17 protein-coding genes are annotated in these 14,661 nt (G+C 57.6%); 8 read left to right on the top strand and 9 right to left on the bottom strand.

The window, feature by feature from the left end; translation table 11 throughout:
- Positions 1-23 precede the first annotated feature (23 nt).
- On the top strand, positions 24-545 hold the full coding sequence (locus FKG95_RS10105; RefSeq protein ID WP_142896236.1) for a hypothetical protein: 522 nt from the start codon (positions 24-26) through the stop codon (positions 543-545).
- Here FKG95_RS10105 and FKG95_RS10100 read toward each other — a convergent pair.
- Positions 478-948 (bottom strand): DUF1127 domain-containing protein, encoded by a 471-nt coding sequence (locus FKG95_RS10100; RefSeq protein ID WP_179954032.1) that lies wholly within the window; start codon positions 946-948, stop codon positions 478-480. The genes FKG95_RS10105 and FKG95_RS10100 overlap by 68 nt on opposite strands.
- Before the next feature lie 101 nt (positions 949-1,049).
- Here FKG95_RS10100 and FKG95_RS10095 point away from each other — a divergent pair, with 101 nt between their 5' ends.
- The 4 genes from FKG95_RS10095 to FKG95_RS10080 all read left to right on the top strand — a co-directional run bounded on the left by FKG95_RS10095 (position 1,050) and on the right by FKG95_RS10080 (position 4,661).
- Positions 1,050-1,934, top strand: coding sequence for a LysR substrate-binding domain-containing protein (locus FKG95_RS10095; protein ID WP_142896234.1), 885 nt, complete (start codon positions 1,050-1,052; stop codon positions 1,932-1,934).
- Between the two features lie 96 nt (positions 1,935-2,030).
- Positions 2,031-3,050 (top strand): DUF2157 domain-containing protein, encoded by a 1,020-nt coding sequence (locus tag FKG95_RS10090; protein WP_179954031.1) that lies wholly within the window; start codon positions 2,031-2,033, stop codon positions 3,048-3,050.
- Positions 3,043-4,143 (top strand): DUF4401 domain-containing protein, encoded by a 1,101-nt coding sequence (locus tag FKG95_RS10085; RefSeq protein WP_142896232.1) that lies wholly within the window; start codon positions 3,043-3,045, stop codon positions 4,141-4,143. The genes FKG95_RS10090 and FKG95_RS10085 overlap by 8 nt, the downstream gene beginning before the upstream one ends.
- A complete protein-coding gene (locus tag FKG95_RS10080; protein WP_142896231.1) occupies positions 4,140-4,661 on the top strand; it encodes a GDYXXLXY domain-containing protein in 522 nt (173 codons plus the stop codon). Before FKG95_RS10085 ends, FKG95_RS10080 begins: the two co-directional genes overlap by 4 nt.
- A 27-nt stretch (positions 4,662-4,688) precedes the next feature.
- On the opposite strand, the gene FKG95_RS10075 is transcribed toward FKG95_RS10080, so the two are convergent.
- The 4 genes from FKG95_RS10075 to FKG95_RS29620 form a co-directional block, all read right to left on the bottom strand.
- A complete protein-coding gene (locus FKG95_RS10075; protein WP_142896230.1) occupies positions 4,689-6,032 on the bottom strand; it encodes an HlyD family type I secretion periplasmic adaptor subunit in 1,344 nt (447 codons plus the stop codon).
- A complete protein-coding gene (locus tag FKG95_RS10070) occupies positions 6,029-7,687 on the bottom strand; it encodes a type I secretion system permease/ATPase (RefSeq protein WP_142896229.1) in 1,659 nt (552 codons plus the stop codon). The genes FKG95_RS10075 and FKG95_RS10070 overlap by 4 nt, the downstream gene beginning before the upstream one ends.
- 147 nt (positions 7,688-7,834) lie before the next feature.
- Positions 7,835-8,500 carry a hypothetical protein gene (locus tag FKG95_RS10065; protein ID WP_142896228.1) on the bottom strand — a complete coding sequence of 222 codons (666 nt, stop codon included), beginning with the start codon at positions 8,498-8,500 and terminating at the stop codon, positions 7,835-7,837.
- A gap of 159 nt (positions 8,501-8,659) precedes the next feature.
- Positions 8,660-9,298, bottom strand: a complete 639-nt coding sequence (locus FKG95_RS29620) for a calcium-binding protein (protein WP_179954030.1) — start codon at positions 9,296-9,298, stop codon at positions 8,660-8,662.
- A gap of 605 nt (positions 9,299-9,903) precedes the next feature.
- On the opposite strand from FKG95_RS29620, the gene FKG95_RS10055 reads away from it, so the two are divergent.
- Positions 9,904-11,037, top strand: coding sequence for a hypothetical protein (locus tag FKG95_RS10055; protein ID WP_142896226.1), 1,134 nt, complete (start codon positions 9,904-9,906; stop codon positions 11,035-11,037).
- Positions 11,038-11,122: 85 nt separating this feature from the next.
- Here FKG95_RS10055 and FKG95_RS10050 read toward each other — a convergent pair whose 3' ends face one another.
- From FKG95_RS10050 to FKG95_RS10040, 3 genes are all read right to left on the bottom strand, one after another.
- The gene (locus FKG95_RS10050) at positions 11,123-11,506 is read right to left on the bottom strand and encodes a hypothetical protein (RefSeq protein WP_142896225.1); all 384 of its coding nucleotides are present in this window, start codon (positions 11,504-11,506) and stop codon (positions 11,123-11,125) included.
- Positions 11,503-11,718, bottom strand: coding sequence for a hypothetical protein (locus FKG95_RS10045; protein ID WP_142896224.1), 216 nt, complete (start codon positions 11,716-11,718; stop codon positions 11,503-11,505). The genes FKG95_RS10050 and FKG95_RS10045 overlap by 4 nt, the downstream gene beginning before the upstream one ends.
- A gap of 90 nt (positions 11,719-11,808) precedes the next feature.
- Entirely contained in the window at positions 11,809-12,282 is a 474-nt protein-coding gene (locus FKG95_RS10040) for a hypothetical protein (RefSeq protein WP_142896223.1), read from the bottom strand.
- 331 nt (positions 12,283-12,613) lie between these two features.
- Between FKG95_RS10040 and FKG95_RS10035 the strand changes: the two genes are divergently transcribed.
- The gene (locus FKG95_RS10035) at positions 12,614-13,111 is read left to right on the top strand and encodes a plastocyanin/azurin family copper-binding protein (RefSeq protein ID WP_142896222.1); all 498 of its coding nucleotides are present in this window, start codon (positions 12,614-12,616) and stop codon (positions 13,109-13,111) included.
- A gap of 159 nt (positions 13,112-13,270) precedes the next feature.
- A complete protein-coding gene (locus tag FKG95_RS10030; protein WP_142896221.1) occupies positions 13,271-13,648 on the top strand; it encodes a hypothetical protein in 378 nt (125 codons plus the stop codon).
- Between the two features lie 44 nt (positions 13,649-13,692).
- Here the strand turns inward: FKG95_RS10030 and FKG95_RS10025 are convergent, their stop codons facing one another.
- A complete protein-coding gene (locus FKG95_RS10025; protein WP_142896220.1) occupies positions 13,693-14,631 on the bottom strand; it encodes a nucleoside recognition domain-containing protein in 939 nt (312 codons plus the stop codon).
- Positions 14,632-14,661 lie beyond the last annotated feature (30 nt).

Below are 14,661 nucleotides of genomic sequence, written 5' to 3'. Positions count from 1 at the left end.
GCGTTCTGGAACAGGGGACGGAGTTGAATAGCTTTAAGCTGTCGATGACGCTGGCGCTGGCAGGCGTTCTGCTCTCGGGGTGCTACAAGTTCACCAAGCCGCCCTTTTTCCAGGGCGAACTGGTCAGGATGGAAGATACCGCGTTCGGCAGGGTTATCCGCGATCATGTCAGGTCGATGCCCGATAGCGGAGACACCCGGGTTCTCAGGGACGACATTCTCTCCAACCCGCGGGTTTACCGGGTGTCCGAGGAATTTCTGATCCTGCAAAAGCAGTCCGCGGTCGATGCGTCATGGGAGCTGGTGGTGATGACGCGCAACCGGCATCACATCATGTTCTGTCTTTTGCTCGAACACGAGACGGTCGAGATTCCGGACGGGGCGGCCTTAAGGCGCCCCCAGGGCGATCCCCGGAACCCGGCGCTGATGGCATCCGGGCCGCCCGAAGCGGTTAAACAACTTGCGTTGAACCTCTCCCTTACAGCGCCCAAAGCCTGTATGGCTTTGCCCATTGCGGACCCGTCGAAGCCAGGGGAGACGCTATGAGGCTTCCGGCCGACAGGTTTGTGTTTGGGAAGTCCGGGGATCGGCTGGAGCCGTTCGGACCGGCTTTCGCGCGCCGGCGGCGCGCCCGGGCTCTGGAATGCAGGGCCCGGGCGGCATTGAACGCGAGGGGCAGGCCCGCAGCCCATTGCACCTCTTCACGGGTTACACCGATGTCGTCCAGCATGCGGTCGTCCAGGCGTACCGTGGCCATGAAGGCGTCGCGCGCGAGCTTCTGCGCTCTTCGCCGGGCGCGGTTGTGCCGCTGCTTCGCGCAGCCGTGCCGCAGGGCAGCGAGGACAGACAGCAGAAAGGAACGCGCGGCGCTTGGCACGGCGCTTCTGGGCGGCGTCTCATTTCGGGCGCTAGCGTCGGCATTCGCGGGGGCTTTCGAATGAGTCGTCATGGTCATCTCCGTGGCTGCGGAGATCATGGCAGTTAGAGATTAGTCAATACAGTTCATAGATTTTATGATATTGATCAATTTTATTGAAAACAGGGTCTGTGATGGGACCAAATGCAAACGCCTTACTTGAAACCGACCTGATCCACACTTTCGTGGCCATTTCGGAAGTCGGCAGCTTTACCGCTGCGGCGAAACGCGTGCTGCGCACGCCCTCGGCGGTGAGCATGCAGATGAAACGCCTGGAAGACCAACTGGGACGGCCGCTGTTTCATCGGCACGCCCGGCGGGTGTCTCTGACGGTCGACGGTGAAGCCTTTCTTATTCACAGCAGGGAACTGCTGCGGATCAATGAGGAGGCGCTGGCCCGCTTCCGGGTCGCGCAGCTCGAAGGACGAATCCGTTTCGGGGCCCTCGATGACTTCGGGTCGCGCTTTTTACCACAGATCCTCGCGCGTTTCGCGGCCACCCATCCTCTGGTCGAGGTGGATGTCGTGCTTTCCACGACCGCGGCACTCACGAGACAATTGGAGGCCGGCGAACTCGATCTGGTTCTGACCGCTGCCGATAAACACGAAAGCCTGCCGGGAAAAACCATCTACAGTGAGCCGCTGGTCTGGGTCGGCAAGCGCAACGGCAGGGCGCACCGCCGCGTGCCGCTTCCGCTCACCCTCTCGGCGCAGGGATGCCCCTGGCGGGCGGCGGCGCTGGCCTCTCTCGAAGAGACGAACATGCGCTATCGGATCGCCTATACCTGCGAGACCGGGCAGGGACAGTTGGCCGCCGTGGATTCCGACCTGGCGATCGCGCCGATCCCCGCCAGCCTGGTTTCGGAGGATCACGAGGTGCTGGGACTCAAACAGGGACTGAAGCAGATCGGCGATTACCGCCTTCTTCTCTGTGAGGCCACGCGGATCGGTTCCGCAGGCAAAGCCTTTTCGGCCCATGTGGTCACAAGCTTCAAGGAGGCAGCGGGTTTTCCGCCCTAGGCTTCCCGTAAAGTGGGCCGTGAAGCGGGCCGTGCAGCGGACTTTTTTATCGATACTGTTTGAATATTTGCAGCGAAATTTTTCACCGAGGACATTTTGGAACAGACACCTCAAGTGACGCTCGCGGACATCCCCGCCAATCGCAGGCTGGTCGACGAGCTTCTGGCACACAAGAAGATCACGCCGGAGGGCAGGGACTATGCGCTGGACTTTCTCACGCCGGCGGATCAGTGGGGTCTTTGGATCTCCCGCCTGTTTCTCGCGGCGGGCAGCGCGCTGGTGCTCTGCGGCGTGGTTTACTTCTTCGCCTTCAACTGGGCGAAGATTGCGCCGCTGGTCAAGCTGTCTACGATCCAGGGCGGCCTGCTCTGCTGTCTGATCGGGGCATACTACTACAAGCTGGAGCGTGTCAGCGGGCAGATCCTGCTGCTCTCGGCGTCGGTTCTGACCGGCGTGTTCATGGCGGTCTACGGTCAGATCTACCAGACCGGTGCGGACGCCTATCAGCTTTTCATGATGTGGTCGCTGTTCATCTTCGGCTGGACGGTGATCTCCAACTTCGCCGCGCAATGGGTTCTCTGGCTGGCGGTCACGAATGTCTTCCTGGCCTTGTGGTGGGAACAGGCGGCCCTGCCGGAGCGGGACATGGAAGCGCTGATCTTCGTCGGCTTCGCGGCGCTCAACGGGCTGGCGCTGGTTCTGCGGGAAGTCTATGTGGCGCGCACGCAGGCGGCCTGGCTCGACCGGCGCTGGTTGCGGGCTCTTCTTACCATCGCGGTACTGGTTCCGCTGGCCACGCCGATCATGATCTGGATTCTGGATGGCCGCGACGTCAGTGCATCGGTCAAGATCAGCGCCCTGGCCGGGCTGGTGGGGCATGGGCTACTCTACGCGCTCTACCGCTTCAGGTTCCGCGATATGTGGCCGCTCGCGGCCATCGCGCTCTCGGGCTGCATTCTTCTGGAGACCCTGGTGCTGGATTTCCTGGTCATGAATTTTGAAGACACGGAAGTTCTGATGTTCCTGCTCATGGGACTGGCGACGATCGCGATCTTCAGCCTGGCGGTCCTTTATTTGCGCAGGATTATCTCGGTGATGGAGGCCAAGCATGTCTAGATACATGACATCTTACAGCGCCTCCGATCTTTTACGGGCGCTCTCGGCAAAGGGTTTCGTCGAGAGCGGGGATCAGGAACTGGAGAGCTTTGTGCTCGCGCAGCAGCAGGAAACGGAATTGCCGCTCTATATCCGGGCGCTGGTCGGCGTGGGCGCCTTCATCGCGTCGATCTGCCTGATCGGTCTGGTCGCGCTCGGACTGTCCGTCGATGAGAACGAGGACTTTCTGATTATCGGCCTGGCGTTTGTCGCGCTTGCCATCGTCCTGCAGAAATTCAGCGGGAACGGCGCCACGATCAGGCAGAGCTTTATGATGCAGTCGTCTTTCGCTTTCATGGCGACCGGCAAGTCGCTTTTTGTCTTCGCCCTTGTGATGATCTTTGAGTCGGGCTGGGCCGGCACTCTGGCAACCCTCGGCATCACTGTTGCGACCTACTATGTCTACCGGATGTCGGTGGACCGGTTCCTCTCCAGCTTCGCGGTGCTTTTTTCGATCCATCTGAATGTCGCGTTTGTCGAGGAGCTGCCCGAGTCCAGGGAGATCTTCTTCAATCTTTTTGTCTTTTGCGAAGTGCTGCTGGCGGCGCTGCTGACCTGGAGCGGGAAAATCAGGCGTGACTTCGTTCCGGTCAAATACGCGCTCTTCTGCTCGCTGTGCGTGGCGGCCCTGTTCCTGGTTTCCCGCTTCGAGTTTGCCTATGCGATGGAGGAAGAGGTCATCCGTCCGCTCTTTATGAGCCTGCTCTTTGCGGGGGCGCTGATCGCGGCCATCGCCTGGATCGCGGGCGGCCCGGCGAAACTCAAGTCCGAAGCTCTGATACTGGCCTGCTTGGGCGCCGCGGCGCTCGGCGCGATTGCCGCGCCCGGTATTACGCTCGCCATTCTGCTGATGGTGCTGGGCTACGGTAAACACGAGAAGATCATGATCGCCATGGGCGCGTTGCTGCTGCCGCTTTTCCTCTATCACTATTACTACGAACTGGATGTTTCCCTGCTGCAGAAGTCGGGCGTGCTGGTGGGCAGCGGTCTGTTGCTACTCGCCGCGCGCTTTTACTTGCACTTCAGAAAACTGGACCAGGGAGATACGGCATGAGAAGCAAAATTATGATCGGCCTCGCGGTTCTGATCTTCGGCGCGCTGAACTACGGGATCTACGAAAAAGAGCAAATTCTCGACAAGGGCGAGATTCTTCTGCTGGAGCTGGCGCCGGTCGATCCCCGATCACTGATGCAGGGGGATTACATGAACCTGCGCTACGCGGTCGAGCGTGCCGAGCCGGTGAAGGCACAGATGGAGGGACAGCAGAAGCGCGGGTACATGGTGATCAAGCCCGATGCCGATAATGTCGCGAAGTTTGTCCGCTTTCATGCAGGCGAGGAGCTGCAGGCGGGGGAACGGCTGCTGCGGTTCCACAAGGAATACAGCAGGATCACGATTGTTCCGGACTCTTTCCTGTTTCAGGAAGGCCATGCGAAATTCTATGAAAACGCCAAGTACGGCGTCTTCAAGTTCGATGAAAACGACAAGCGCCTGCTCGTCGGCCTGGCAGGTGAAGACCGCAAATTGATCGTTGTGCCCGATTCGGATTCGCGTGCCTTGGCGCATCCATAAAAAGGCTGCGGCTAAACGTCGCCCGAGTTAGCCTTCCGTGAAGCTTCTGCGAAATGATGACATCAAAGGTTCTAGAAGGTAGTCTAGAGCGGTCCGCTCGCCCGATATAATCATCACCTCCGTTGGCATGCCGGGATAAAGAACAATTTTCTCGGGTAACTCCGAGATGGCGTCCCGCTCGACGATAACTCGAGCCGAATAATATGTTTCTTCCGAGTCTTCGTCTTCCATGATGCCGGCCGAAATCCATTCAACCTTACCTCTTATGCTCGGTGTGGAACGGCGTGGATAAGCCGACAAGATAATCTCAGCACCTAGACCCGGATGCACAGCATCGATGTCAAGCGGAGGAATGCGGGCATCGATTACCAAGAGCTCGCGCGCCGGTACGATATCAAGAATGGCCTCGCCCGCTTTTACGACCCCGCCGATTGTCTTGAACTTAAGATTTATAACGCTTCCATCCACCGGCGCTTTGATAACAGTTCGCTCCAACTCGTCCGCCGTCCTGTCGAGGCTCTGCTCAATCTCAGCAATTCTGACCCGGAGGTCGGCCAGACTGTTGTTGACTTCATCGAGACGTTCAGCCTTGAGGCGAGTGATTTCAAGTTCAGCTTCGCCAATTGCCGAGCTTGCGCGTGCGATTCCAGCGAGGTTTTCTCCTCGTGCACCGTCGATTTGGGCCTGTGTTCTCTGCAGTGCCAGTAGACGCGGCTTGCGTTCAAGTCCTTTGTCAAACAAGGCTTGCACCCCCGCGATCTCTTCCCTGATCAGAACCTCTTGCCGATCAAGACTGTCGTTTTGGATGTTGAAACCTTCAATTTGCTGTTCGTATTGCTTTATCCGCTGACGCAGAATGCTCTGTTGATTTTCAAGGGCACTTCGCCGCGCTTTGAAGACCGCCTCTTGGGCTGACATAGCCTCTTCCTGCTCGGGGTCGCTGGCGTTGGTCATCAAGCGTGGGTCATGCGTAATAAATGCTCGACTTGCCTGTTCCGCCAATAGTCGGCTCTGCTCGGCCAAAAGGGTAAAAAGCTGACTCTCAAAGGTTGCGTGTTCAGATCGCACGCGGATCTGCTGTAGAACTGCGACAGTATCGCCTTTCGCCACACGTTGCCCTTCGCGCACCCGAAGCTCTTGGATAATGCCGCCTTCGTAATGCTGAACCGTACGCCTGCTGCCGTCAGGGCTGACAATGCCGGGGGCGAGCGTGCCCCGCGCTAAGGGCGCAAACGTAGCCCATCCGCCAAACAGGCCGAAGAAAAGCAAAATGGCGATCACGCCGACGGACACGATCGGCCGGAGACTGTCCTTCAACAGCGTTTCATCGGATGTCGCACTCACTGGGGCGACAGTTATCTGGTTCGTCATGCCGGGGTTAATCTTTCCATAACGGCTGCCGTGTGGCCGAAGGCTTCGACCCGCCCGTTACGCAAGGCGATGATTTTGTCGACTCCTTTCAGCATTGCTTGGCTATGCACAACCATAATAGTGGTTGCGCCCCATTCCCTGGCGGCCTGCAAAGCTCTGAATAAAGCCTCTGCGCCGGATCCATCGAGATTCGCGTTAGGTTCGTCGAGCACGAGCACTTGCGGCCGCTGATACAAAGCACGGGCTAGTCCAATGCGCTGTTGCTGCCCACCCGACAACGGTGCCCCGTCGGCCGAGACCAAAGTGTCATAACCCTGCGGCAGTTCGAGGATCATACTGTGAATTCCCGCTAGCTGGGCCGCCTCGATCACTGATTCATCGCATGTCGAGCGGAAGCGCGCGATGTTCTCCTTGATCGTACCCGGCAAAAACTCGCAGCGTTGCGGCAAGTAGCCAACGCAGGGCCCTAAGTCCTTAGCACGCCAATCGCGCACATCGGCGCCATCTATTCGGATGTAGCCTGCCGTCAATGGAAAATACCCGAGCAATGCCTTGCATAGAGTAGATTTACCTGCACCTGATTCACCGATAACCGCAAGCGTTTCACCGGGCGCGACCGAGAAACTGATCTGATTGAGAAGGGCGCGATGCGATCCGGGAAGCGCAAGCGTCGCATTCTGAGCCGAAATGGCGCCGCGCGGCGGGGGAAGGGCGATGTTACACTCTGGCGTCGCGGCGTATCTAAGAAACTGCCTGAGATAGTTCAGGGCTTCGCGGGCGTGAACCAGTTGCTTCCAACCTGCGACAATGGCGTCGATCGGCGCGAGCGCACGGGCGAGCATAATTGAAACTGCGATGATCGCGCCCATGGTGATCTCGCCCAGCACGGCGAGGTAGGTGCCAAGTCCGAGAATAGCGATCTGGATAAGCACGCGAACGCTTTTCGCGGCGGCAGAAAAGATCGCGTTCAGTTCGTCACTGCTTGCGTGCTCCTGGTTTCCTGCACCGCTGCGTTGCTGCCAGGTCTTCAGGATGTCGGGCCACATAGCCATCGCAATGATCGAGGAAGAGGCCTGAATTGCGCCGCTGGCATAGCGGTTGCCTGCCGTGCTGGCATGACGGGCGTCACGAGATCGCTGACGGATCGCGAAGTGAGCGATAAGTGTAATCGCAATCATGACAATGGAGGCCAGAGCGGCGGCGAAGCCGAGAGTTGGATGTACCATCCAGATGATTGCTATAAAGAGGGGAAACCACGGCAGATCAATGAGAGCGATGATTGCGGGACTTGCAAGGACACTCTTGAGCATATCCGCTTCCTCCAGCGGCCGCTTACCAACATCCATGCCGGTCGCTCGTGAACGCAGGCAAGCCGATAGGATGCTGGGTTTGAGACGTTCTGCAACCCAGGCGCCGGTGCGGACCAGGCAGCAAGATCTCACAGCTTCAAGGATGGCGTAGCCAACGATTGCGATGGCGGCAATCAGCGTGAGGAAGAAGAGTGTGTCCAAGTGCTGGGTCGGGATGACCCGATCAAACAGCTGCAGCATATAAAGGGGTAGGGTAAGGATCAGTATATTGATGAAAAAGCTAAAGCCGGCAACCAGCAACAGGGGGCGCCAAAGTTGTCCAGCAACGATCCCAATCGGTTCCACTGTGTTGTATCATCTCCCTTGTTTCTTGAGATAGATCGGTCGAGTGACGACGAGGAACGCTTTTGGGCCACCGGTCCCGATTGTCTCTCTCTGGCTTGGCGGATAGCCCTTCCCGTCAAGTCTCCAAACCTGCTGAACGCATATTCTCTAGGGGTGTGGTGAATTGCGAAGCGATCTCAATCGAGAGGCTTGCGAAATACGAACCCTCTCATGCTTCTCCAGTGTTTCAGTGTCGAGACTGACTCTAGGAGTTTTCGTAGTGAGTGTGATCTCGGAGGGATTGCTAAAAATCTCCGCGTGCAACATGCCCGCAGTCGGCGCTTGGCCGGTTTCATAACGGGTCATCGTTAAACCGGGACCGTATTTCCGCCTAAGAGCATGCGACGTTCTGATATCCATGAAATCATCCAACATCTCTCGCTTCAGCCCGCGGAGGGCTGCCTCCTTCATCAACCGAAGTCGGTCGTCGCGATCAGAATGAGAAGTTAATAGCCCGGTCTGGTTGCGATAGTGGATCGCTACAATCTTGCCATCCACCTGATAGACCACGCGTGCTTCAATCGCTTTTTGCTTGGCAATCTGCTGCAGGTGTTCCGCCGCCGGCCATCCTGCCAAGATTCTCCGGGCTTCATGCTGTCTTCGGACCGCCTCGGCCGGAACAGTTTCCGATACTCGTGCAAACCTTACTTTCTGATCGGCCAATGCCGTTGGGCTCGAGGCTGTCTTTACCTTGCTTTCTTGTGAGAAAAAAATAAGATTATCGTTTATTGGTTGTGGATCGAGTAATGCAAGAGCGATTGTGATCACTAACATTTTGGATCCCCATGAACTCAAGTTTATTGCTTCTGTTCTCAGTGAGTGAGAGCAATTAAAAATTGTAAAACTGTGATATTCTTTATGCGATTGACTTCGTCCGCTACGGCCCACACGAAGTCGTTATGCTTCATGTGGGCCCAGTGTGGTTTTTTTGAGTTAAGCGACTAAGCCAGTCAAATCCCATCCGACGCCATCACTGCCGTATACAAACTCGACGAGATTGTTACCTCCCAGGAAAAAATCTTCGATGATAACGCCTTCGTCGATCGTACCGTCTGACGTATCAAGGGCATCAGTGACACGCAAATCATTGCCGAATTGGTAGAATTGGATGTTCGCCCCTAAAGTGTCCATCATCCACAGAGTATCAATTCCACCGCCGGTTCCAGGGTTTCCGGAAGCGAAATTTGCGTCATTTATGGTGTCCACGCCACCGTCACCGAACCGAAACCGGTATTCGTCATTGCCGGCCCCGCCGAACATTTGATCCGAACCTGCGCCGCCGTCGAGCGTGTCGTTGCCGATTTCCGAGGATAAGCCATCACCGACAATCAAATCATCACCTGATCCGCCGATTATCGTGTCGTCCCCGTCATTTCCAAGCAGAATATCATTGCCGCCGGCGCCATTAATAAAGTCGTTTCCGTCTCCGCCGTGAATTTGATCATTGTATTGATTACCGGTAATTGTATCGTTTCCACCGAACCCATCGATTCGGTTCCCGGTTTCCCCGCCAGTTGGTACGAGGTCGGAGACGTAAACATCGTTTCCTTCTGTCAGTGGCATGTAAGCCATTTCATCCTCCAAGACGTGTTAACCATGATAGGTTGTATTCTAACCACGATTGAAATTTATCAGCAAGAAAAAAACTCTCAAAAAGAGAAAAATGTCTCATAGTTCTAATAAAACGAGTCTTGAGGGGAGTGGCAGACTGATGGGAAACGTGAACGGCGAACTTGGACGGTTGATTTCAGTTTTTCTTAGTCTCTCAGTTCATGAAACGGTCTGGTTCTGAACACATACTGCTGTGTTGCGGCTTAAGCCGGAGGCAGCGAAGAAGTTTAAATCTATGGGGCTTAGGCCAACTTAGCCGATCTCTGCATTTGACGATGTAACAGGGAAGCGATGCGCTTACGACGTGATCTGAAACCTTGTTCTACCTGGGCTCAGATTACTCGAAGGTGCCGGGACGCTCCGACTGAAGAAGTAATGCACTTTAACGCTCTAACCGACGGAGGATGACTGCAAGAAAATTCTGCCGGGAAGATTTTACCGAGTTAGGAAATTTTGACCCGGATGAAGTCCGTAACTGCCGCATTTTTATAGTGATGAGCCGAAAATGTCCGGCACGGGATTTGCTTGTGAGGGAGTAGTCCCAACTGTCTTCCGGAGTCCGGCGCGTGATCAATGGCAACCCAAGTCTCGCATTGGCGCACTACACGAACTATCAGAACGTCCCGGCGCAGTCCTCGGCTGCGAGCGCGGCTCAGGCCGGTACTGCGCGGGCCGCGAACGCGGCTGCGGCGCAGGCGCGTGGCGACAGCATTTTGCTCTCGGACGCGGCCCGGGCCGGCCTGAGCGAGAAAGCCGGCGCAACGATTGCGGAAGACGCCCAGGCCAGTATGAAAAAGCTGCTGGCGGACACCGGAAAGAGCTCGCCGCTGAAAGACGGTAAGCTGGACGTGGATCTTTCCAGGTTCGATCGCCGTGAGCTCTTTGCGGTGGCCACCAATTCGGGACTTCAGTTTCCAACCGATCAGCAGAAGGCCGCCAAACTCGAGCTTCAGCGCCGCTTTGACGTTACCATGGCCGGCGGCCTCGCGGTGGTCGGCGTCACCGGGAACGTGAAGGAGCTTTATGATCTCGCGCTGGACTATCTGAATTCGGCGGGACCGGAAGAGCGGGCATCCGGACCTTTTCAGAAACAGCTGGCGGCGGTAAAGGAAGCGCTTGGTCAGCTGGAAGCCAATCCGGAGCGGGTTCCCAGCGGTATCGAGAATGATCCGGTTGACAATTATCTGATGCGTGCCGCGAAGGGCGAAGCGATCATCGAGCGGAGTTTCGCCGATGTGACCTCCGATGCCCGCCGCGCGCTGGATAAGCAGTACAAAGCCGCGGACGCGGAGGGAAAACGGCTGATCTTCAGCGGTGACCCGGCGCGCGGGAAAGCCGTCGACCTCTCCGGTTTCGGCAATCGTGCCCTCTCCGCCATTTCGCTGAACCGGGATGGCAGTTTCAGCAGCCGCGAGGTTCTGTCCGCGAAGGAGGAATTGCAGACACGGGTCGGTAAGACGGTGCAGGATGCCTTCAGGTCCTCCGGTCCGACCAACGATCCGACCGCCTTCTCAAAGAACCTGATCGCACAGTATCAGACCATGAGCGCGGAAGAGCGCGAGGCCGCCGGATTCAGTCCGGAGTATTACGTGACCCTGAAGCAGAACTTCGAGAGTTCGCAGGCCATGTCGCAGCTCTTTGCCGGGCTGGGCGGACCGTCAGCTTCCGGATCGTCGCTCAATCTGATGAGCTATCTCTAGACCGGATCACATCCAGACGGAAACACTCCGTGCTTCAGGCATAGGCCGGAGAAATCGGCCGTGCCGAAGAACGGCTGTCGCGCGGCTATTTGCCCGCCTGCGTGCCGGGGAGGGGACTGGCACGCGCGGTGCACCAGGTCTCGAGCTTGAGAGCATCGAACGCATCGCAGCTGTTGTCCCGCCGAATGTAGATGTATTCCGGCCGTTCTGCCGAGAGGGCGAAATAGTGTTGGTGATCCCTGGCGAACAGCCACCAGCTTCCGGACCCGGGGTTATTCCTCGTGACCTCAAAACTCCAGATGTCGCTCTCGGCCGGGATAAAAAACGAACCCGTACCCTCCAGCATCCAAAAGAGATTGCCGTAGAGCTGTGTCGTGAAACTCAGAAGGAAAACTGTCAGCGCGAGACCGGCGAGAAGGCGCTTGAGCACCACCGCAAACCGGATCCTCTTGCGACCGGGTTCGATCATTTTTTAGCAAAGAAGAAGTTTATCAGCTTCACGAGGATGAAAAGGAATGCGCCGGTGAGGGCCAGGAGGATGATCCCGACGAGGATGATCTCCCATGTCTCCAGCGCGGAGAAGACCGGAGTGCCATCCCAGTAGAAGCGCGCCCGGGCCGGTGTGACTGCGGTGACCGCGGTCAGGCAGATGAAGAAGAGGAGGAGCGTTCTGTGCAGCACTTGAAGTGACCTTGCACGCGGCGTGGAAAAAAGGGAACCGCTTCAGTTGCCTGAAGCGGTTATGAGTTGAGGGAAATGGAGGACGGGGCTTTAGCCTTCCGGCCAGTAGTAGTTACAGGTGTATTCGATCCGGAAGCGGTTGGAATCACCGGCACCAACGGGGACCTTCTTAATTGTGTTGCCATGGCCTTGCGCAGGTGAACCGTTGTCAGTTCTGACCGAGCTCGGCGCAGGGCACTCGAAGATGGGCGAGCGGCACTCCATGGTATGCAGGCCGCCTTTGCGTGAGCCGCCCTGATACTTCAGATACTTCGTTTTGCTGTATCCGGGCATGCAGTGGAAGACCACAGGCGCAGCCGGTGCGTAACCGCCTGGGGCCGTCGAGTTGATGCCGGAATTGAAGGTGGGGTTGACCGGTGTCGGAGTCGGGGTTCCCGGCTTTTTCGGCTGTGTTTCCAGCTTGAGCTGAGCGACTGATGCGGATTCGGCCGTGACCGGGACCGTGAAGGACATGGACCCGACGAGGGCGCCGGCCATGACCAGGAGCGCGAGTTTCTGTTTCATTGAATCTTCTCCGTAATTGAAAGCGGGCGTTTTGAATTCTCACCCGTTAGACGGAGGCATGCGGTGTTGGGTTCAAAAACAACGAAAAAAACGTCTAATCAATAAAATTTCAACATATTGATATTAATAATTTATTCATACTTTTCCCGCCGCCGGGCGCGCATTCAGCCGAGCTTGAGGTGAAATGGGGAGGAGCGGTTATCTTCCTAAAGGCGGATCCTCGAAGGCATTGTCTATTTCAGCGCATTTGATGTGAATCATTCTCATTCACACAGTTTTTGAACAGAGTGGTGCAGAGTTCCATCGACCACCAGCGCGGGATTTAGATCAGATGATCAACTTCACCCCCAGGACCCTGACCCGGCGGCGGGCCATCCAAACCATCACGGCGGTCTGTTGCTGCGCCGGCAGCGCCGCGGCTGCGCGCCCGCGCGCCGTGGATCAGATCACCGATACCAATGCGACAGCCGCGACGGACATGTTCCGTTTCGAGCCGAATATTCTCCTGGTGTCGCCTGGCGAGGAGGTCGCTTTTTTGAATAGCCGTGGTGAGCATACGGTGCATTCGGTGCCCCAGCTCTGGCCGGATGGCATGCCCCCCGTAGGGATCTCGAACCAGAACGAGGCGCGCGTTACCTTCCGGGAGGAGGGCTTCTACGGCTTTCGCTGCCGGCGGCACGGGCAGTACGGCATGGTCATGCTTGTGGTTGCCGGGGAGGCAGGAGACAGCAAAAAGGCCTTGGCCGCGATCGATCAGATGCGGGCCAGAGCAAGAGAAAAGCAGGCCTTCGCCGACTTGATCGCACGTTACGAGAGCTTGCGGGCCTGACTGCTCAGGCACATAAAAAATGAACCGAGTAGTACCTCGTCCGACGAAAGGGATATTGGCGCGGAAACCCTCGTGAAGAAAAGTCTCTTCGGGAAGGTGCCTGGGTCGATACCACTCGAATAAGAGTTTCCCCAACGTCACCCTCACGAGGATGTAACCATGCCCATGACTTCACTCAGCTTGAACAAGGCCGGAATCCTGCTTGCGGCCGCGCTGGTCGCGATGATGCTGAACCCCGCCGTTTCCAAAGCCAAGAACACGAAAGATCCGGCCGCCAACCCGCCGGGCGCATCGCAGATGATGAAACAGAAGGCGGGCGGCAGCGGCCCGGGCCGGCCCATCGCTGCCACGTCGAAACTGCATGGCAAACCAGGCCAGTCTGCCAACGCCAACACCGGTTGTCATGACGGTGCCTCGCAGACGTCGTACGAAGGCTCCTGCGATTATCACGAGCAGTACCAGTCGACCGGCGGCTGTGAGAGCGATACCACCGGCACCTCCTATCCAGGAAACTGCCGCAACAGCAGCGAGCCCTGAATCCGAGGTTTATCGAGCCGACGTGTTACGACTGTCCGGGGAGGTCATGCCTCCCCGGTTTTTCTTGAGTCCATCAAGGGCGTGATTCGGGCCAGCACGGCGATCAGCGCCAGGCTGAAGCCGACCCGCCCGACCAGGACGATCCAGATATCCGCACCCAACGCCAGCATCAGGGCCGTATCTTCGATCAGGGAATGGGAGAGGGAGAGCAGTGATAAAGCAAGGAACCTGGCGCGGGGCGTGAAGTCCTGCTCTTTCGTCGCCTGGATGATGAGGGCGCCGCCATAGGTCAGGCCCAAAAGCAGCCCGATGGTGGTCAGCGGCGCAAGGCGCGTGTCCAGACCGATGACCCGCAGCGCAGGTTCGATCGCGGCGGTGATCCGGCGGATGACGCCGAGCTTTTCCAGCAGATCCAGGCCGATGAAGAGCGCGACGATAATGCCGAAAATGGAGGCAAGGGAGCCTGCGGTCGAGAGTGCCCAGGCGCCCCAACCCGGGTCGGTTTCCGCCGCCGTCAGCCAATCCAGTTCCAGTGGACTGGAAAGAGCACCGCTGAGGCCGCAGATCCAGGCGATGCCGGCGCCGTAAAGCAGGGCCCCACCGATCCTCAAAAGGCTGGTCAGCAGAAAGCTCGCGCCGGCGCGCCGGACGATGGCCTGCTCAAGCGGGATCGCGTGGGCGAAAAGCATCATGGCGCAGAGAATGCTGCCCTGGGCGATGCTCAGCTCCATCTGCGGGAAAAGGGCGATGTAGGCGCCGATCCCGCCGTAAAGACCGGTGAGCATGCCGGTGGCCCAGACAATCCCGGCCTCCGGCGGCAATCCCACCAGATGCATGACCGGTGCGAGGCCGGTGCCCAAGGTTTCTGAAAGTCCGAATTCTTCGCCAATGCGAATGACCAACATGACCGGCAGCATGATTTTCACGAGCGTGGTGAAGCTGCCCAGGCTGCGCCGGGCAAGGTTTTTCAGATAGCATTTCATTTCGGGTGCTTTGTTTCCGTGACCGTAAGA

The sequence above is a fragment of the Denitrobaculum tricleocarpae genome, from assembly GCF_007004665.1.
Lineage (GTDB): Bacteria > Pseudomonadota > Alphaproteobacteria > Kiloniellales > Kiloniellaceae > Denitrobaculum > Denitrobaculum tricleocarpae.
This window is presented reverse-complemented; position numbering and strand designations above follow the sequence as displayed.